At 63.7% G+C, this 16,215-nt stretch carries 20 protein-coding genes; 11 read left to right on the top strand and 9 right to left on the bottom strand.

Annotation, left to right across the window (positions count from 1 at the left end; genetic code table 11):
* The first annotated feature begins 29 nt into the window (after nt 1-29).
* Together Q0L57_RS09970 and bmt are read left to right on the top strand one after the other, a co-directional pair.
* A complete protein-coding gene (locus Q0L57_RS09970) occupies nt 30-632 on the top strand; it encodes an urea carboxylase-associated family protein (RefSeq protein ID WP_296741792.1) in 603 nt (200 codons plus the stop codon).
* An 88-nt stretch (nt 633-720) separates the two neighbouring features.
* Complete coding sequence (bmt, locus tag Q0L57_RS09965; protein ID WP_296741789.1) at nt 721-1,737, top strand: betaine--homocysteine S-methyltransferase; 1,017 nt, start codon at nt 721-723, stop codon at nt 1,735-1,737.
* Between the two features lie 10 nt (nt 1,738-1,747).
* Here the strand turns inward: bmt and Q0L57_RS09960 are convergent, their stop codons facing one another.
* From Q0L57_RS09960 to Q0L57_RS09950, 3 genes are all read right to left on the bottom strand, one after another.
* The gene (locus Q0L57_RS09960) at nt 1,748-2,032 is read right to left on the bottom strand and encodes a hypothetical protein (protein WP_296741787.1); all 285 of its coding nucleotides are present in this window, start codon (nt 2,030-2,032) and stop codon (nt 1,748-1,750) included.
* 139 nt (nt 2,033-2,171) lie between these two features.
* Nucleotides 2,172-4,343 (bottom strand): VWA domain-containing protein, encoded by a 2,172-nt coding sequence (locus tag Q0L57_RS09955; RefSeq protein ID WP_296741785.1) that lies wholly within the window; start codon nt 4,341-4,343, stop codon nt 2,172-2,174.
* Between the two features lie 2 nt (nt 4,344-4,345).
* Complete coding sequence (locus tag Q0L57_RS09950; RefSeq protein ID WP_296741782.1) at nt 4,346-4,906, bottom strand: RNA polymerase sigma factor; 561 nt, start codon at nt 4,904-4,906, stop codon at nt 4,346-4,348.
* Between the two features lie 23 nt (nt 4,907-4,929).
* Between Q0L57_RS09950 and Q0L57_RS09945 the strand changes: the two genes are divergently transcribed.
* The 3 genes from Q0L57_RS09945 to Q0L57_RS09935 are packed head-to-tail and all read left to right on the top strand — an operon-like array spanning nt 4,930 to nt 6,269.
* Nucleotides 4,930-5,070, top strand: coding sequence for a hypothetical protein (locus Q0L57_RS09945; RefSeq protein WP_296741779.1), 141 nt, complete (start codon nt 4,930-4,932; stop codon nt 5,068-5,070).
* 57 nt (nt 5,071-5,127) lie between these two features.
* Nucleotides 5,128-5,712 carry a chromate transporter gene (locus Q0L57_RS09940; RefSeq protein ID WP_366940887.1) on the top strand — a complete coding sequence of 195 codons (585 nt, stop codon included), beginning with the start codon at nt 5,128-5,130 and terminating at the stop codon, nt 5,710-5,712.
* Complete coding sequence (locus Q0L57_RS09935) at nt 5,712-6,269, top strand: chromate transporter (RefSeq protein ID WP_296741773.1); 558 nt, start codon at nt 5,712-5,714, stop codon at nt 6,267-6,269. The genes Q0L57_RS09940 and Q0L57_RS09935 overlap by 1 nt, the downstream gene beginning before the upstream one ends.
* A 52-nt stretch (nt 6,270-6,321) precedes the next feature.
* On the opposite strand, the gene Q0L57_RS09930 is transcribed toward Q0L57_RS09935, so the two are convergent.
* From Q0L57_RS09930 to Q0L57_RS09910, 5 genes are all read right to left on the bottom strand, one after another.
* A complete protein-coding gene (locus Q0L57_RS09930) occupies nt 6,322-7,059 on the bottom strand; it encodes a dienelactone hydrolase family protein (protein ID WP_296741770.1) in 738 nt (245 codons plus the stop codon).
* A 139-nt stretch (nt 7,060-7,198) separates the two neighbouring features.
* Nucleotides 7,199-8,500 carry an MFS transporter gene (locus tag Q0L57_RS09925; RefSeq protein ID WP_296741769.1) on the bottom strand — a complete coding sequence of 434 codons (1,302 nt, stop codon included), beginning with the start codon at nt 8,498-8,500 and terminating at the stop codon, nt 7,199-7,201.
* On the bottom strand, nt 8,497-9,174 hold the full coding sequence (locus Q0L57_RS09920) for a FadR/GntR family transcriptional regulator (RefSeq protein WP_296741766.1): 678 nt from the start codon (nt 9,172-9,174) through the stop codon (nt 8,497-8,499). Before Q0L57_RS09920 ends, Q0L57_RS09925 begins: the two co-directional genes overlap by 4 nt.
* Nucleotides 9,175-9,297: 123 nt before the next feature.
* Nucleotides 9,298-9,993 carry a hypothetical protein gene (locus tag Q0L57_RS09915; RefSeq protein WP_296741764.1) on the bottom strand — a complete coding sequence of 232 codons (696 nt, stop codon included), beginning with the start codon at nt 9,991-9,993 and terminating at the stop codon, nt 9,298-9,300.
* 89 nt (nt 9,994-10,082) lie between these two features.
* Complete coding sequence (locus tag Q0L57_RS09910; protein WP_296741762.1) at nt 10,083-11,657, bottom strand: trimethylamine methyltransferase family protein; 1,575 nt, start codon at nt 11,655-11,657, stop codon at nt 10,083-10,085.
* A 269-nt stretch (nt 11,658-11,926) separates the two neighbouring features.
* Here Q0L57_RS09910 and Q0L57_RS09905 point away from each other — a divergent pair, with 269 nt between their 5' ends.
* Nucleotides 11,927-12,625 (top strand): B12-binding domain-containing protein, encoded by a 699-nt coding sequence (locus Q0L57_RS09905; RefSeq protein WP_296741759.1) that lies wholly within the window; start codon nt 11,927-11,929, stop codon nt 12,623-12,625.
* Nucleotides 12,626-12,703: 78 nt separating this feature from the next.
* Here the strand turns inward: Q0L57_RS09905 and Q0L57_RS09900 are convergent, their stop codons facing one another.
* Nucleotides 12,704-12,838: an entericidin A/B family lipoprotein gene (locus Q0L57_RS09900; protein ID WP_041003961.1), complete on the bottom strand. Its 135-nt coding sequence runs from the start codon at nt 12,836-12,838 to the stop codon at nt 12,704-12,706.
* Nucleotides 12,839-12,891: 53 nt separating this feature from the next.
* On the opposite strand from Q0L57_RS09900, the gene Q0L57_RS09895 reads away from it, so the two are divergent.
* The 5 genes from Q0L57_RS09895 to Q0L57_RS09875 all read left to right on the top strand — a co-directional run bounded on the left by Q0L57_RS09895 (nt 12,892) and on the right by Q0L57_RS09875 (nt 16,117).
* On the top strand, nt 12,892-13,524 hold the full coding sequence (locus tag Q0L57_RS09895; RefSeq protein WP_296741736.1) for a DUF1638 domain-containing protein: 633 nt from the start codon (nt 12,892-12,894) through the stop codon (nt 13,522-13,524).
* A 113-nt stretch (nt 13,525-13,637) separates the two neighbouring features.
* Complete coding sequence (locus Q0L57_RS09890; RefSeq protein ID WP_296741734.1) at nt 13,638-14,213, top strand: DUF4893 domain-containing protein; 576 nt, start codon at nt 13,638-13,640, stop codon at nt 14,211-14,213.
* A 96-nt stretch (nt 14,214-14,309) separates the two neighbouring features.
* A complete protein-coding gene (locus tag Q0L57_RS09885; RefSeq protein ID WP_296741732.1) occupies nt 14,310-15,092 on the top strand; it encodes a formyl transferase in 783 nt (260 codons plus the stop codon).
* A gap of 133 nt (nt 15,093-15,225) precedes the next feature.
* The gene (locus Q0L57_RS09880) at nt 15,226-15,528 is read left to right on the top strand and encodes a virulence factor (protein ID WP_296741729.1); all 303 of its coding nucleotides are present in this window, start codon (nt 15,226-15,228) and stop codon (nt 15,526-15,528) included.
* Nucleotides 15,521-16,117, top strand: a complete 597-nt coding sequence (locus tag Q0L57_RS09875; protein WP_296741726.1) for a methylenetetrahydrofolate reductase C-terminal domain-containing protein — start codon at nt 15,521-15,523, stop codon at nt 16,115-16,117. The genes Q0L57_RS09880 and Q0L57_RS09875 overlap by 8 nt, the downstream gene beginning before the upstream one ends.
* Nucleotides 16,118-16,215: the final 98 nt, after the last annotated feature.

The following is a 16,215-nucleotide window of genomic DNA, read 5'->3' as shown; positions in this document are numbered from 1 at the left end:
GCCACCCATTCGTCGTTCCAGGGAAACCCATGCAAGAACCACATCGCATTGTCGTTGCTCCACAGTCGGGCCGCTCGCTGCGCGTCAAGCGCGGCGACCTGATCCGCATCATCGATCCCAAGGGCCAGCAGGTTTCCGACCTCTGGGCTTTCTCGACCGAAGGCAAGCTCGACTGGCTGAGCACCTCGCAGACTCGCGACATCGTCGAGCGCCTGTTTCCGAAACCCGGCGACCATTTCTACAGTGCAGCCGGCAAGATCATGCTGACACTGATCGAGGACGCCTCGCCCGGTCCTCACGACATGCTCTACCCGGCCTGCGACAGCACGCTCTATGAACGCGCCGGACTGCCGAACCATCCGAACTGCCGCGACAACCTGATGATGGCGCTCGGCAAGGAAGGCATCGAGTTGCCCTTTGCGCCCGACCCCGTCGATCTCTTCCAGAACTCCCTGCCACAGCCGGATGGGACGCTTGTCGTCGAGGCCTCTATCAATCCGCCTGGCGGCTATGTGACCTTGCGCGCCGAACAGGACCTGTTGCTCGTCGTCACCGCCTGCTCGGTCGACCACCATCCGACGAATGGCGATGTCTGCACCGAGATCGAGGTCGAGGTCGTGCCGGCCGCATAGGCGACGGCCATCGCACCGCAATTTCGTTGACTGGATATAAAGACTTCTTTATATCGTTATCCGAGCTTGAGATACGAAAGTCAGAGCCATGACCACGACCAACCCCATCGATGCGCTGCTTGCCGAAAAGGGCGTGCTGCTGGCCGACGGCGCCACCGGCACCAACCTGTTCGCGATGGGTCTCGAAGCCGGCGAGGCGCCTGAGCTGCTGAACGAGACGGCGCCCGACACCATCGCCACCCTGCACCAGAATTTCGTCGATGCCGGCGCCGACATCATCCTGACCAACTCCTTCGGCGGCACTCGCCACCGGCTGAAGCTGCATCATGCGCAGGACCGTGTGCGCGCGTTGAACAAGCGCGCCGCCGAGATCGCCCGCTCCGTCGCCGAAAAGGCCGGCCGCAAGGTGATCGTGGCGGGTTCGGTCGGCCCGACCGGCGAGCTGCTGGTGCCGCTCGGCGCCATGACCTATGACGACGCAGTCGATGCCTTCGCCGAGCAGATCGAAGGTCTCAAGGAAGGCGGCGCCGAGGTTGCCTGGATCGAGACCATGTCGGCGCCGGACGAAATCCGAGCCGCCGCCGAAGCCGCGATCCGCGTCGGCCTGCCCTATACCTATACCGGTTCCTTCGACACGGCCGGCCGCACCATGATGGGGCTGCTGCCGAAGGACATCCACGGCGTCGTCGACGGGCTGTCGCAGGCTCCGCTCGGCGTCGGCGCCAATTGCGGAGTGGGCGCATCCGACATCCTCGCCTCGCTGCTCGACATGACCGAGGCGAAGCCCGAGGCGACCGTGATCGTCAAGGGCAATTGCGGCATTCCCGAATTCCGCGGTACCGAGATCCATTACTCCGGCACGCCCGAGCTGATGGCCGACTATGTCCGGCTGGCGGTCGATGCCGGCGCGAAAATCGTCGGCGGCTGCTGCGGCACGTCGTTCGGTCATCTCGCTGCGATGCGCCAGGCGCTCGACGCGCACACGAAATCCGTGCGCCCGACCGTCGAAACGATCGTTGAGCGCATCGGCCCCATGCGCAACAAGACTGCAAGTGCCGGCGACGCGGGAGAAGGCCGTCGCGAGCGCCGGCGCAGCCGCGCCTGACACCTATCGGCTATCTGCTGTTTTCAGCGTAACGCGACAGCGCCGTATTGACGTCGGTGCCGGAGTTGTTCTGCGACGTGCTGCCCATGGCCAGCAAGGCGCCCGACGCGCGCGGGTCGCTGATCTGCTCCAGCATGACGCGAAAGCGGTCATTGTTCAGCGCCGAGAGCGCCGTGTTGCGGGCGGCATCGACATCGTTTCTGATGCGCGCCGTTTCCGTCGACGGCCCGGACGAGCCGTGCTCACGGCTGGTGTTAGCCGTCGGCGTCGCGTTCCCGGTTGCGGTGATATGCAATTCCAACCCCTCGAACCCCTCTATCAGCACTGCCTAACAGAGGGGCATTGCGACGAGGTTCCGGAAAAGCCAAGCAATTTAACGATCGCAAAAAAGGGCCGGCAAAATCGTCGCCGGCCCCTGCCAATGCAGCTGATGGCTATTTGTTGGCGCCCAGCGACGAAGCCAGGCGCACGAGCGACAGGAATTCGGCTCGGTAGCCGAACGGATCGGCGCCCCGCGCGGCATTGGCGATCTCCAGTATCCGGTCATAACCGAAATTCGCCGTCTGATCCTCATCGCGCAGCTTCTGGCCGAACGCCGCTACCGCAACCGAGAAACGCTGATCGGCGCCGGCCGCATCGAAAGACGGCACTTCATTGCCTTTGGTCACCGGTGTCGTGATCAGCTTGGAAACGTCCTCGCTCGGCAGCTTGTAGCGGATCTTGACGAAGGCATATTCGTCCGCATTGGCGACGCCGCCATTGTCGACCGACGCCTGGCCGTAGCGCAGCGGATCGATCCGTTCCGCGCCGCTGCCCTTGGGGGTGATCTCGTAGATCGCCGTCACCGAATGGCCGGAACCGATCTCGCCGGCGTCGACGCGGTCATTGTTGAAATCCTCGCGGTTCAGGGCGCGGGTCTCGTAGCCGACGAGCCGGTATTCAGCGACCTTGGCCGGGTTGAACTCGACCTGGATCTTGACGTCCTTGGCGATGGGAAACAGCGTCGAGGAGGCATCCTCCACCAGCACCTTCTCGGCCTCGGCGAGCGTGTCGATATAGGCTGCCGTGCCGTTGCCGTTCTGGGCGATCGTCTGCATCATCTGGTCGTTCAGATTGTCATGGCCGAAGCCGAACACTGACAGGAACACGCCGGTGCCGCGCTCCTTTTCGATCAGCTTCTTGAGGTCGTCGTCGTCGGTTTGGCCGACATTGAAGTCGCCGTCGGTGGCAAGCATTACGCGGTTGACGCCATCCTTGACGAAGGACTGCTGCGCAAGCTTATAGGCCTCCCTGATGCCCGCCTCGCCGGCCGTCGAACCGCCCGGCTGCAGGGTGTCGATGGCGTCCAGGATCTTTCTCTTCTCCGCCACCTTGGTCGGCATCAGCGCCGTTCCGGCTTCGCCCGCATAGGTGACGATCGAGATCGTGTCGTCGGGCTTGAGCTTGTTGACCAGCAGCCGGAAGGCCGATTTGACTAGCGGCAGCTTGTCCGGTTCGTCCATCGAGCCCGAGACATCGATCAGGAAGACCAGGTTGGCCTTGGGCTGCTCGGCCGGTTTCACGTCGAAACCCTTGATGGCCACATGCATCAGCTTCGTGCCCTGGTTCCACGGCGTCGGCATGACGGTGACGGTCGGGTTGAATCGCGTCGCGGCCGAGTCCGGTCCCTTCCAGTCATACGGGAAGTAGTTGATCATTTCCTCGACGCGGACTGTGTCCGGGTCGGGCAGAATGCCATCCTTCAGCGAGCGCCGCACGAAAGAATAGGAAGCCGTGTCGACATCGATCGAGAAGGTCGAGACCGGATCCTGCGCGGTTTCGTGCACCGGATTGGTGTTGAAGCTCTGGATGCGATCACGGTTTTCCTCCTGCGCCTGCATCTGGTCGGCCGGCAGGGGCGCAGGCTGCACCATCAGCCTGGATTCGGCCATCGCCGGGGGAGACGCAGGTATGGCGGCCGCGCTGCCTGCAGGCGCCTGGGCGTTTGCACTCCCGCCAGCGGCCAGTTGGTCAACCCTCGCAGGAGCAGGCGACGGCGCGGGCAGCGCCTCGGGCGTCTGCCTGGCATAATCCTTCAACGTTCCGGATTCTTGGCTCGCCTGGTCATCGGATCGGCCCAATTCAGCTTTCGGCGCTGGCGTCGGTGCAAGCTGCGTCCCATCTGCGGCGCGCCTTTCACTGTCCGCATCGGTCTTCTTACCAGCGGCGGGCGCGGCGGCCAGTGGTTCGGCAATCGCGGGCTGCTCTGTTGCCAGCTTCCGCACTGCCGGTTTGTCGGCCACGGTCTCGGTGATCTTCGCCCTGTCACTGACGACCGGCTGCTGCTCCTTCAGCATCTCGAAAGCGGCATAGCCGGCGATAGGCAGCGCAACCAGCGCGGTGATGGCCGGCGTGGCAATGAGTTTCCGTTGCATGATGTCTCTCCAGAGCTTTCTTGCTCGCTCCGTGAGACGAAGGCTTCTCGCCGATCCTTGGGTGGCGGTCGATTTTTCTTCGCCCATGTCGAAGGCCTGCATCGCCGCGGCGAAGGCGCGCGCCTTCGCTTCGCCGTCAGGCGCCGGCACGGCGAGGTCGCGCAGCCTTCCGAGTTCGTTGTCGTCGACCATGGTCACACTTCCCCGGCTGAGCGCATCAGCATCCTCAGCCGTTTCTTCGCTTCATGGATGTGCCAGGAAACCGTCGTCTCCGAGATCGCCATCACCTCGGCTGCCGCGGCATGGCTCAACCCTTCGCCATGGACAAGGAGCACCGCGTCGCGCTGCTTGTCCGGCAGCAAGCGCACCGCCGCCCAGAGCGCCTCGACGGGTTCCTCGACCTCGAAGGCGGCCTCGCCGGCCATGAGCGCGTGGACGCCGTAGGCCTCGGTTTTGGCAGTCTCACGGGCGGCCTTGCGCATCCTGTCGCGCACGGCATTGAGCGTCATGGCGTAAAGCCATGTCGTGAACGCGCCACCGCCGTTGTAGTCGCGGATAGCCCGGCCGAGCCGGACGCAGACGTCCTGGGCAATGTCTTCGGCATCCGCCTTTGCCCTGCACCAGCGGTAGGCGGCGCGATAGACGAAGTCATAGTGGCGCTCCAGCAACAAGCTGAATGCCTCCCTGTCTCCGCCCTTCGCCCGCCCGATCAGTTCAGCGTCGGAGGCTTCGCCCTCATCCAGCATCATCGCCATCATTGTCTCTTGGACGAAGGCTGATGGCGATTCCTTGGGGCGATGGGAAGAAATTTTTCATCCCGGCGATTTTTGCCCATCCCGAAATCCGTCGGCAGGACTTGGATCCTTTGCGAAGCGAAGGTTTTTCAAAAGGTTCTCACGACAAACGCAAGAAAGATTGACCTTTTGCCGGCGGGCATGGCGCTGGCAATTCCGGCTCGACTCGGTCTCTGGTTTCCATGCCAGTGGCCACGGCCAGAACGTCGAAGATGTCGAAACCGGAATCACCATCCGCTCCCAGTTGCGCGCAGCTGTTTTGGATTTTCACGCGCATCGGCTTGACCAGTTTCGGTGGTGGACTGAGCGGCTGGCTGTTGCGGGAATTCGTTCAAAACCGCAAGTGGATGACGCAGGAAGAGTTCCTGAACGGCCTTTCAATTTCCCAGGCTCTGCCGGGCGTGAACGTCAAGAACATGGCCGTCTGGATCGGTTACAGACTTCAGGGCTGGCGTGGCGCCGTTGTCGGATTTGTCGGCATCATCATCCCGCCCGCGGTCGTCATTGTTCTCCTGGGAACGGTGTTCTCGTCATTGTCGGGCTATCCGCTGACGCATGTGGCGCTGACCGGAGCCGCGGCCGCCGTTGTCGGCCTTTCGCTGTCGATGGGTATCACGGCCGTGCGGGCGGTCCCTCGAAACGCCGTCGCCCTCACGATCATGGTCGCCACATTCAACGCAGTGGCAATCCTGCACTGGCCTCTCTTCTGGGTCGTTCTCGTTGCCGGATTCATCAGCGTGGCCCATGCCTTCGTCAGGAGGACGTGATGAGCGAGACGCCGCACACCTCTTTGTTGCTGAGCCTGCTGGCGGTATTTGCCCCACTCTCCCTGGTGACCATCGGCGGCGGACAGAGCGCCATCGCCGATATCAACTGGCAGGTTGTCGACGTCCACCATTGGATGAGCCAGTCGCAATTCGTCGACGCATTCGCCATCTCGCGAATGGCCCCGGGACCTGGGTCCCTCCTGGTCACCTTGATTGGATGGCAAGTGGCGGGTTTCTGGGGCGCCGTTGTCTCGACGGCAGCTATTTTCGGCCCGACAACCTTTCTTATCTATGCCGTTGCCCATGTCTGGTCCCGCAACCGCGAGGCGCGCTGGAAGCGGGCGCTGGAGACCGGACTGATGCCGGTTGCCGCGGGCATGATCCTCGCGGCGACCTACGTGCTGCTGCAGGCTATCGACGGTGGCTGGTTGGCGCGCGCCATCGCATTCGCTTCGACGGCCGTGCTGCTGCTGACCAGGGTGAACCCGCTTGTCCTGATCGGTGCCGGCGTGGCGGTCTTCGTCGGGCTGCACCTAATTGGCTTCGTACAGGCTTGAAACGCCGGGGCCGCCGGATGCCGCGAACGACCAAGGCATCCAAGCCGCAAACTCAGATCAGCGTTTCGGCGAAAAGCGTCGTCAGCCGCTTCCAGTGACGTTCGGCGCCAGCTTTGTCATAGACGCTGTGGTCCTTGACGCACCAGCCGTGACCGACGCCGACATAGTTCTCGATCGCATGGTCGACTTCGGCCACGCGCAGCGCCTCAGCCAGTCGCGCCGACTGATCCGGCGGGAAGCTGCGGTCGACGCCGGCCACGCCGACATAGACGCGCGCCTTGATCGACGCCGCCTTACGATGCGGGCTGTCTGCAGCGTCGCTCGCCAGATTGCCGCCGTGGAAGCTGGCTGCGGCAACGATACGCTCGGGATAGGTCGCGGCCGCATTCAGCGCACGCGCGCCGCCCATGCAATAGCCGACGACCCCAATCGGTCCGCTGATGCCTTCGGCGGTGAGCGCCTCGAGGAAGCCCTCGCTGTCGCGGATCGTCATCTCCTGCGTGGTCCCGGTGACCAGGGCCATCAGCTCTATCTTGGTCTTTTCCACGGTAAACGCTGTTTTGGCGTCGAACGGCCCATAAGGCGCATTGCGATGGAAGAGATCCGGCACCAGCACCGCATAGCCGTCGCCGGCAAGACGCTCCGCCATTTCGTCGAGCGCCGGGCGCGGCCCGAAAGCATCCATGTACAGGATGACGCCGGCCTTTGTCGGGGAAGCCTTGGTCGAGCGGAACAGGCCCGCCTTCGCCATGCCGTCACGGGTCTTGATCTGAAGGTCCTGCTTCGTCATTGCCTGCTCCGTTTGTCAGCTGTGCGATACATATCCGCGCGGGCGGACGCGACAAGGCGTTCCCTGAAGGTGGCGGTCAACATTTTGTGCAAGGCCACGTGACACGACTGCAGGCCTACGGGCTGGAGGCTTGCGCGGATCAGCCGTCCAGGCGCTCAGCCCGCGCGCCGACATGCAGCGCCCGGCCGGCGCCGAACCCCATGACGGCCGCGCCAAGTCCGAGCGCGACAAACAGGAAGGCCGACTCCGAAAAGCTGCCGGTCCAGCTGCGGATCAGGCCTACCAGCAGCGGGCCGAATGCGGCGAGCACGTAGCCCACGCCCTGCGCCATGCCCGAAAGATGCGCCGCGACATGCGAATCCGGCGAGCGCAGCACGATCAGGGTCATGGCGGCGGCGATCAGACCGCCCTGCCCGATACCCTGCAGAACCGCCCAGAATAGCACGGTGGAGGTCGGCGCGAACAGGATGCCGAGCAGCGCGACCACCGCTATGGCGACGAGCGCGACATTGATGCCGCGCTGGTCCTTCAGCCGGACCGCAACCGACGGCACGGCGAGGCAGGTGATGACCTGCGCCATCACCGAAACCGAAGCGATGGCGCCGGCGGCGGCGGCATCGAAGCCGCGCTCGCGCAGGATCGGCGCCAGCCAGCCGAAGATGCAGTAGGCAAGCGCCGATTGCAGCCCCATGAACAAAGTCACCTGCCAGGCCAGCCTATCGCGCCAGAGGCCCACCACGCGGAACCCGCGATGACTGACCTGCTGCCGGTTGCCCAGCGCTTGCGGGATCCAGATCAACAACACCAGCAATGTCGGCACGGCCCACGCCGCGAGGGCGCCGGACCATGAACCCGTGACAAGGCGCTCGATCGGCAGGGTGAACCCGGCAGCCGCGGCCGAACCGGCGCACAGCGCCATCGTATACAGTCCGGTCATGACAGCGGCGCTACCAGCGAAATCGCGCTTGACCAATCCCGGCAGCAGCACGTTGCCGATGGCGATGGCTCCACCGGCGAGGAAAGTCGCGACAAACAGCAAGGGCACCGATTCGAACCACCGCAGGCCTGTTCCCACAGCCAGCAGCGCAAGGGCGCCGAGCAAGGCGCGCTCAGCCCCGTAGCGCTGGGCGAGCCTTGGCGCAAACGGCGCAAACAGGCCCAGGCACAGGACCGGCAGCGTGGTCAGCAGGCTGGCGCCCGCCGTCGAGAGCCCGGTTGCCTGCATCACCTCGGGCAACAGCACCGACAGGCTGGAAAACAACGGCCGCAGGTTGAAGGCGATCAGGACGAGGCTCGCGCCAAGCACAAGCCGGGCGGCTCGGCTGCGCAGTTCGGGAGGTTGCGGCCTGGGCAGGCTGTCGGCCTCCGCGTCGATCAGTTCCAGCCCCTCGACGGCCCCGGATTGCCGCTTCGGTGCGGGCTGGCGAAACGTCTGGTTCATTGGGAAAGCAATCTTCCAAGTTGGGCAAGCACCGGCGCCATGAAAGCGCGGACGGCGGCAACCGCGCGCTCCGGATCGCTCGCGGCGATGGCGTTGACGATGGCGGCATGCGCCTGCTGATCGGGTTCCGGAAGATCGCCGCCTAGCGTGGCCTGGATGGTTTCGGTGATGGCGGCGGTGAAGAAGTCGTAGAGCTCCATCATCGCCTTGTTGCCGGACGCGGCGACGACCGACTTGTGGAAGGCGAGATCCCGCCGGATGAACGCTTCGCCCCCGCCATCGCCAACGGTGCCGCGCTCGGCGAGCAGCTGGCGCATACGGTCGAGATCGGCGGGCGTGCGACGGATGGCGGCAAGCCGTGCCGCTTCGAGGTCCAGCGCTGCCCGCGCCTCCCATTGATCGCGCAGGCCGGTGCGCTTGACGCGATCGAGCGCGGCCGACGAATCCACGGTCGAACGCACATAGGTGCCCGAACCCTGTCGCGTATCCAGCAGCCCTTGCGCGACAAGCACCCTCACCGCTTCGCGCACCGTGCCGCGACTGACCGACAGGAGGTTGGCAAGGGCCGCTTCGTTGGGAATGCGCTCGCCAAGGCTCCAGCGACCGCCGATGATTTCGGCACGCAGGCTTTCGGTGGCGCTGGCGGCAAGATTGGTTCTGGTGGCAGGTTGCATCGGCCTATTCATAAAGTCATCTGATGATTTGATGAATAGGCCCACTCGCGCCCGCAGTCAAGGCGACCAACAAAGGCGCCGCGATATCCGCCAGCAAGGACCTATTGAGAGGCGGTTCTCCGATCAGCCCGCCATCGGCGCGAAGCTCGCCATGTGAAATGCCTGCACTTCGGCCGGATAGCGATAGTCAGCGCCGTACGGGCAAGCGTTGCGGTCAAGGCAGCCGCCGCTGCGGCAGGGTTCGCCTTCGGGTCCGCGCACATGCGCCAGGCAGGACTGATATGCGAACCCTTCCATAGAATAGGCGTTGACCGGACAGGATTTCAGGCAGGGTTTATCGATGCATGTATCGCAAAGATGAAACACCACCTGAGGTTCCGGGATCGCAATCTCATCCTCGAACAGCAGCGCGCCGCGATAGGCGTGCCAAAGCCCATATTCCGGATGCATGAGGATACCGAGCGGCGACGGCTTCAGCCCTTCCGCCCGCATCGCCCATTGCTGGAACGGCAGATATGGCTTGTCCGACGGTGAAGCGGCGCGAGCGCCGAACTCGTTTGCGACCGCGCCGATCACCTGGCGCGACCACGTATCGAGCGGATTGGCGATCGCCTGTGGTTGCTGCTCGCGCCAGCGCAGGAAATGCGGCCACGGCGCCGCGCCCGCTTGCCCGACCAGCAGGGCGGATCGGGCCGGAACGCCCGAGGGGCCGGCCGGTGGCGCATCGTCCGCCGTGAAATTGAGGCCGCCGCGAAGGATGAGGCCGTGCGCGGAAAGCGCCGCAGCGATGGACCCAGCGCTGCGGTATGCGGACGTCATCCCTTCTTGTCCGGGTCGGAGAACGCGCTCCGCCAGACTTCCTTGTGGATGATGTTGGCGACTTTAGCCCCGCCTGAATCGGGCTCCTTTCAAGTGAAGGCGTCGGCCATCGAGCCCTTCTTCTTGGCGATGAAGTCCTTCAGGGCTTCGTCGATGCTCGGATCGAGGTGTGGTGCTTCGTAAGTCTCCAGCCAGCGGCGGGCGAGCTCGTTGGCGCGCTGCGGCGCCGTCTTCTCGCCTTCGGCCAGCCACTGCTCGAAGGAATTGTTGTCGGCGATATTCGAGCGATAGAACGCGGTCTGGAAATTCGCCTGGGTGTGGTCGCAGCCGAGATAGTGGCTGCCCGGGCCGACCTGGCGGATGGCGTCCATCGCCTGGCCGTTTTCCGACAGGTCGACGCCTTCGCAGAATTTCTGCTGCATGCCGAGCTGGTCGATGTCCATCATGAACTTTTCGTAGCAGGAGGCGAGACCGCCCTCGAGCCAGCCGGCCGAATGCAGCACGAAATTGGTGCCGGCGAGGATCGTCGAGTTCAGCGTGTTGGCGCTCTCATAGGCCGCCTGCGCATCGGGAACCTTCGAGGCGCACAGCGAACCGCCGGTGCGGAACGGCAGGCCAAGCCGCCGGGCCAGCTGCGCGGCGCCGTAGGAGACCAGCGACGGCTCCGGCGTGCCGAAGGTCGGTGCGCCCGACTGCATCGAGATCGACGAGGCGAAGGTGCCGAACAGCACCGGCGCGCCGGGCTTGATCAGCTGCGTGAACGACGCGCCCGCCAGCACTTCGGCCAGCACCTGCGTCAGCGTGCCGGCGACCGTCACCGGGCTCATCGCGCCGGCCAGGATGAACGGCGTGACGATGCAGGCCTGGTTGTGGCGTGAATAGACTTTCAGGGCGCCGAGCATGGTTTCGTCGAACACCATCGGCGAATTGGCGTTGATCAGGCTGGTGAGCACGGTGTTGTTCTCGACGAAGTCGTCACCGAAGACGATCTTGGCCATCGCCACCGTATCTTCCGCGCGCTCCGGCGCGGTCACCGAACCCATGAAGGGTTTGTCGGAGTATTTGATGTGGGCGTAGATCATGTCCAGATGGCGCTTGTTCACCGGCACGTCGACGGGCTCGCACACCGTGCCGCCCGAGTGGTGGATCGACGGCGCCATGTAGGCGAGCTTCACGAAATTCTGGAAATCCTCGATCGTCGCATAGCGGCGATTGCCGTCGAGATCGCGCACGAAGGGCGGACCATAGACCGGTGCGAACACCGTGGCGTTGCCGCCGATCTGCACCGAGCGTTCCGGATTGCGCGCATGTTGCGTGTAGATCGAAGGCGCGGTCTTGAGCAGCGAGCGGCAAAGCCCCTTCGGGAAGTGCACCCGCTCGCCCTTCACGTCCGCGCCGGCCTCCTTCCAGAGCGCGAGCGCCTCGGCGTCGTCGCGGAAGATGATGCCGATTTCTTCCAGCACCGTGTCGGTGTTCTTCTCGATCAACGCGAGGCCTTCCTCGTTGAGGACCTCGTAAACATTGATCTTGCGCTTGATGTAGGTGAGCTGTGTGCCGGGGCCGCCGCCGGAGCGCGCCGCGCGTCTCGCCGCCGCTCCGCCGCTGGCGCCGCGTCCGCGTCGCCCGCCTGACGCCTCGTGATCGACTGCCGCGTTATCGCTCATGATCGTTCATCCTAAACTTGACCTGAATTGGTTCGCGGCCCGTCGCGCCGCTTCTTGCCGGATCGTAACCATGCACCCTATTGGAAACGGCCAGCCAGCGCCAACGCCTGTCGCAAAATCGACAAGAAAAGCGCTAACTTTTCAGTCGCTTTCCTTTTGCGGGAAGTCGCAAATCAGCTATGGCTATGTTGCCTTCGCGGGTTAGGTATTGGCGCATCGATTTTTAGGCTGCCGTAATCATTGCGAGCAGCAAGGAGCCCGAGAAAAAAATGGCCGACGACGAGATCATCCTCTCCGAGCTTTCCGACGACGAACTCGTGCAGCAGATGCATGACGACCTCTACGACGGACTGAAGGAAGAGATCGAGGAAGGCACCCACATCCTCCTCGAGCGCGGCTGGGTTCCCTACAAGGTGCTGACCGAGGCTCTCGTCGAAGGCATGCGCATCGTCGGCGAGGATTTCCGCGACGGCATCCTGTTCGTGCCGGAAGTGCTGCTCTCGGCCAACGCCATGAAGGCCGGCATGGCCATCCTGCGCCCGCTGCTCGCCGCCACCGGCGCGCCCAAGCAGGGCAAGATGGTGATCGGCACCGTCAAGGGCGACATCCACGACATCGGCAAGAACCTCGTCGGCATGATGATGGAAGGCGCCGGCTTCGACGTCATCGACCTCGGCATCAACAACGCGGTCGAAAAATATCTCGACGCCATCGAGCAGCATCAGCCCGACATCATCGGCATGTCGGCGCTGCTCACCACCACCATGCCCTACATGAAGGTCGTCATCGACACCATGAAGGAAAAGGGCATCCGCGACGACTACGTCGTGCTGGTCGGCGGCGCGCCGCTCAATGAGGAATTCGGAAAGGCCGTCGGCGCCGACGCCTACTGCCGCGACGCGGCGGTGGCGGTCGAGACCGCCAAGGACTTCATGAAGCGCAAGCACAACGTGCGCGCTTCGGCCTGATCCAAGGCATCAGGATGAATTGAAAAGCCGCGCCTTGCAGCGCGGCTTTTTTGTTCCAGATGATGGAAGAGGTGCCGATCAGTTGACAGTGTCTTTGACCGCCCTTGCCGTCGATTTGACGTCTTTGCCGACGCCCCGAATGGTATTGGCGCAGGCCGTGAGGGCAAGCGCGCAGGCCAGGATGGCGATCGGCGCGATGCGTAGCAGTTTCATGAACAGTGTCTCCCTCGACAGATATTAAGCCCCGCAGCGAAAGCCGGCCCGACTTGGTCAAAACGCAAAAAACACAACCGAATCAAACAGACAGGCTGCTCGTCATCGCCTGCGGGATGATTGCGCGCGAAGTTTTGGCCGTCAAGCAACAGCTAAAGCTCGACCATCTCGAACTGACCTGCCTGCCGGCAGAGTTCCATTTCTACCCGGACCGCATCGCCCCGGCGATGGACAAGGCGATCGAGAAGGCCAAGGCGGAAGGCTACGAGCATATCTTCGTCGGCTATGCCGATTGCGGCACCGGCGGCCTGCTCGACCGCGTCATCGAAAAGCACGGCGTCGAGCGCATGGCCGGGCCTCACTGCTTTGCCTTCTACCAGGGCATGGAGGCCTACGCGAAGGTCGCCGACGACGACATGATGTCGTTTTACATGACCGACTTCCTCTGCCGTCAGTTCGACTCCTTCTTCATCAAGCCGCTCGGCCTCGACAGGCATCCCGAGCTGATCAAGGACTATTTCGGCAATTACGAGAAGCTGATCTACCTCGCCCAGACCGACGACCCGGAACTCGACAAGGTTGCTGAGAAGGCCGCAGCCATGCTTGGACTTGCTTACGAGCGCCGCTCGACCGGCTATGGCGATCTGACCGGCGAGCTGGCGCGAGCGGCGACAAACGCCGCCTGAAGTTGTCCCGCGCTCAGATCCTTGCTTCAGCTGCCCTGGCCGAAGTTGGCGTTGTTGCCAAAAGCTGTGTACGCTTCGCGGCTTTGAGCATCTAACGACACGGGAACCCCTCTATGATCCCTCGTCTGCTGCTTGCCGCTCTTGGCCTCATCAGTGTCACGGCGCCGGCCTTTGCCGACGGTCAAGTTCAGAAGCTGATCACGACCGCGGACAAGGCGCGGCTCGACAAATATGACGAGACGCGCAAGGCGGCCCTTGCGGAAGCAAGTGCCGGCAAACCCGCCGAGGTCAAGCAACTGGACGACCTGCTCGCCGGGCCGTTGGTCGCCTTTTCCGAGAATGATCTGACCGGCAATTGGAAATGCCGCACCATCAAGGTGGGCGGGATCAGCCCGCTCGTCATTTATGGCTGGTTCAAATGCAAGGTGACCGACGACGGCTCGGGCTGGAAGCTCGAGAAGACCAGCGGCTCTCAGCGCACGACGGGGCGCTTCTTCGACGATGGCGAGAAGCGCGCTATCTATCTCGGCTCGTTCTCCGTGAACAACGACAAGGCCAAGCCTTATGGCAGTGGCCCGGAGAGCGACCAGGTTGGCTACGCCTTCCGCAACAGCGCCACCGAATGGCGGATCGAGTTTCCCGCGCCCTACTACGAATCGAAGCTCGACATCATGGAATTCAGGCGCTGAGCTGCGCCTTCGCATCCGGGCCGAAGGCTGCCGGCACACCAAGGATTAACCCGTCCCCGCCTAGCATGCGCCCGATTTTGAGAACGGGGCCTCGCCATGACAGCGTCGGAGTCCGGTCTGCGACCGGTCGTGGTCGTCACCGAAGGCGGCCCGCATATCTGGGCCATCGTCAATACGCTCGCCGACCGCGTCGGCCATGTCAGCGTCATCCTCGAAACCCCTGAATCGAAAAAGCGTTTGCTGCTCGGACGCGCCCGCCGCCAAGGCTGGATCTCGGCCATCGGCCAGCTCGGTACGATGGCGCTGACCAGGGCCGGCAAACGGTTCTTCGCCAGCCATGCCGAGCGCCTGATTGCCGACGAGAAACTCGAAATCAGGCCGCGCCAGGGCCAGGCGATCGTCCATGTACCGTCCGCCGACGGACCGGAATGCCTGCAGGCGATCGAGAGGATCGGCCCGGGTGTCGTTCTGCTTGCCGGCTGCAGGATGTTGTCGAAAGGCACGCTGGCGAAGATGCCTTGCCCGGTGCTCAACTATCACGCAGGCATCAACCCGAAATATCGCGGCATGAACGGCGGCTACTGGGCGCTGGCTTCCGGCGACGCCCAGAACTTCGGCACCACTGTCCACCTCGTCGATGCCGGGGTCGACACCGGTGCGGTGCTGAAACAGGCGCGCGGCAAGCAGAAGCCGGGGGATACCATCGCCACCCATGCGCTGCGGCAGGCCGTGTTTTCCCGTGACATCTGTGTCGAGGCGGTGAACGATGCGCTGGCCGGAAAGCTCGTGACGATCGATCCCGGCCTGCCGTCAAAGCAGTGGTTTCACCCGACGATCTGGTTCTATCTCTGGACCGGATTGACCAAGCGTGTCTGGTAATCAGCCGGCACCAAATTTCGCCATCCGCTTTGCGTCATCCACAGCGTCGCTTTTGAAGGCGCGCGCGTCGTCCCATAACAAGCGGCCCCATGACGCATGCGGCAATGCTCCAACCATTGAGGAGTAAGATTTCATGGCCGACCTGATCGTCGTCTATTGGCGCGACATCCCTGCCCAAGTCATCGTCAAGAAGGGCAGGCAGAATGCCAAGCGCGAACTGCCGTTGCGCTTCACCGAGGCGATCGACATGTGCGCCATGCGCACCGGCGCCGGCGGCACCGACGACTACCTGGCCGAATGGCGCAAGGCCGACCCGGTTGCGGTCGGCGACGACCTCGAGGCCGAAGTCGAGAAGGCCTACCAGGAACTCGACGCAAAATACGACCGGGAGCGGCTGGTCGCCCTGGTCAAGGCGGGCGGAAAAGAAAATGTCTGAGAAACAGCCGGCGGTTACCCAGGCCACCCTGGTCAAGAAGGCAGCGCCGAAGTCCGACTATAAACCGGCCGACGTGTCGCCGCAGCGGCGCGTCCAGCGCACCTTTGCGGTGCGGCTCTGGTCGATCCGTCATTCGCGCCTGCTCGAATGGTTTTACGCCCGCTTCGCCGATACCTTCCTGCTGCTGCACCCTTTGTGGAAAGGCATCGGCTACGGCCGTGTGGAAGCTCCGGTGAAATTCGTCGAGAAGCGCGTCAAGGGCTTCATGTTCGACTGCCGCATGTGCGGCCAATGCATCCTGTCTTCGACAGGCATGTCGTGCCCGATGAATTGCCCCAAACAGCTGCGCAACGGTCCGTGTGGCGGCGTGCGCGCCAACGGCAATTGCGAGGTCGAGCCCGACATGCCGTGTGTCTGGGTGAAGGCGTGGGAAGGCTCGCAGAACATGGTGCACAGCGAGAAGATCCTCACCGTGCAGAAGCCTGTCGACCAGTCGCTGCGCGAAACGTCGGCCTGGCTGCGGGTTACCGCGCAGGCAGCGGCGGCGCGTGAAGTCGCCGACGCGCCCAAGACCGGAGCCGCCGCATGACCGCCCGCCAGCGCGACGAGAACCCCGCCGGCATCCATCTGCCGCTCGACCCCCTGCCCGGCCATTCTTCGCGTGGCCGGCTGGAGCGCGTGCTGCGG

This window comes from Mesorhizobium sp. (genome assembly GCF_024509055.1).
GTDB lineage: Bacteria > Pseudomonadota > Alphaproteobacteria > Rhizobiales > Rhizobiaceae > Mesorhizobium.
Note: the sequence above shows the minus strand (reverse complement) of the source record. Positions and strands in the feature narration are given on the sequence as shown.

Excerpts from the sequence above, each read along its gene's own strand:
- Q0L57_RS09935 (WP_296741773.1), top strand. The coding sequence starts at position 5,712 with ATGAGCGAGACGCCGCACACCTCTTTGTTGCTGAGCCTGCTGGCGGTA.
- Q0L57_RS09920 (WP_296741766.1), bottom strand. The coding sequence starts at position 9,174 with ATGCAACCTGCCACCAGAACCAATCTTGCCGCCAGCGCCACCGAAAGC.
- Q0L57_RS09910 (WP_296741762.1), bottom strand. The coding sequence starts at position 11,657 with ATGAGCGATAACGCGGCAGTCGATCACGAGGCGTCAGGCGGGCGACGC.
- Q0L57_RS09940 (WP_366940887.1), top strand. The coding sequence starts at position 5,128 with ATGCCAGTGGCCACGGCCAGAACGTCGAAGATGTCGAAACCGGAATCA.
- Q0L57_RS09955 (WP_296741785.1), bottom strand. The coding sequence starts at position 4,343 with ATGGTCGACGACAACGAACTCGGAAGGCTGCGCGACCTCGCCGTGCCG.
- Q0L57_RS09885 (WP_296741732.1), top strand. The coding sequence starts at position 14,310 with ATGACAGCGTCGGAGTCCGGTCTGCGACCGGTCGTGGTCGTCACCGAA.
- Q0L57_RS09970 (WP_296741792.1), top strand. The coding sequence starts at position 30 with ATGCAAGAACCACATCGCATTGTCGTTGCTCCACAGTCGGGCCGCTCG.
- Q0L57_RS09905 (WP_296741759.1), top strand. The coding sequence starts at position 11,927 with ATGGCCGACGACGAGATCATCCTCTCCGAGCTTTCCGACGACGAACTC.
- bmt (WP_296741789.1), top strand. The coding sequence starts at position 721 with ATGACCACGACCAACCCCATCGATGCGCTGCTTGCCGAAAAGGGCGTG.
- Q0L57_RS09950 (WP_296741782.1), bottom strand. The coding sequence starts at position 4,906 with ATGGCGATGATGCTGGATGAGGGCGAAGCCTCCGACGCTGAACTGATC.
- Q0L57_RS09945 (WP_296741779.1), top strand. The coding sequence starts at position 4,930 with ATGGCGATTCCTTGGGGCGATGGGAAGAAATTTTTCATCCCGGCGATT.
- Q0L57_RS09915 (WP_296741764.1), bottom strand. The coding sequence starts at position 9,993 with ATGACGTCCGCATACCGCAGCGCTGGGTCCATCGCTGCGGCGCTTTCC.
- Q0L57_RS09930 (WP_296741770.1), bottom strand. The coding sequence starts at position 7,059 with ATGACGAAGCAGGACCTTCAGATCAAGACCCGTGACGGCATGGCGAAG.
- Q0L57_RS09900 (WP_041003961.1), bottom strand. The coding sequence starts at position 12,838 with ATGAAACTGCTACGCATCGCGCCGATCGCCATCCTGGCCTGCGCGCTT.
- Q0L57_RS09890 (WP_296741734.1), top strand. The coding sequence starts at position 13,638 with ATGATCCCTCGTCTGCTGCTTGCCGCTCTTGGCCTCATCAGTGTCACG.
- Q0L57_RS09880 (WP_296741729.1), top strand. The coding sequence starts at position 15,226 with ATGGCCGACCTGATCGTCGTCTATTGGCGCGACATCCCTGCCCAAGTC.
- Q0L57_RS09875 (WP_296741726.1), top strand. The coding sequence starts at position 15,521 with ATGTCTGAGAAACAGCCGGCGGTTACCCAGGCCACCCTGGTCAAGAAG.
- Q0L57_RS09925 (WP_296741769.1), bottom strand. The coding sequence starts at position 8,500 with ATGAACCAGACGTTTCGCCAGCCCGCACCGAAGCGGCAATCCGGGGCC.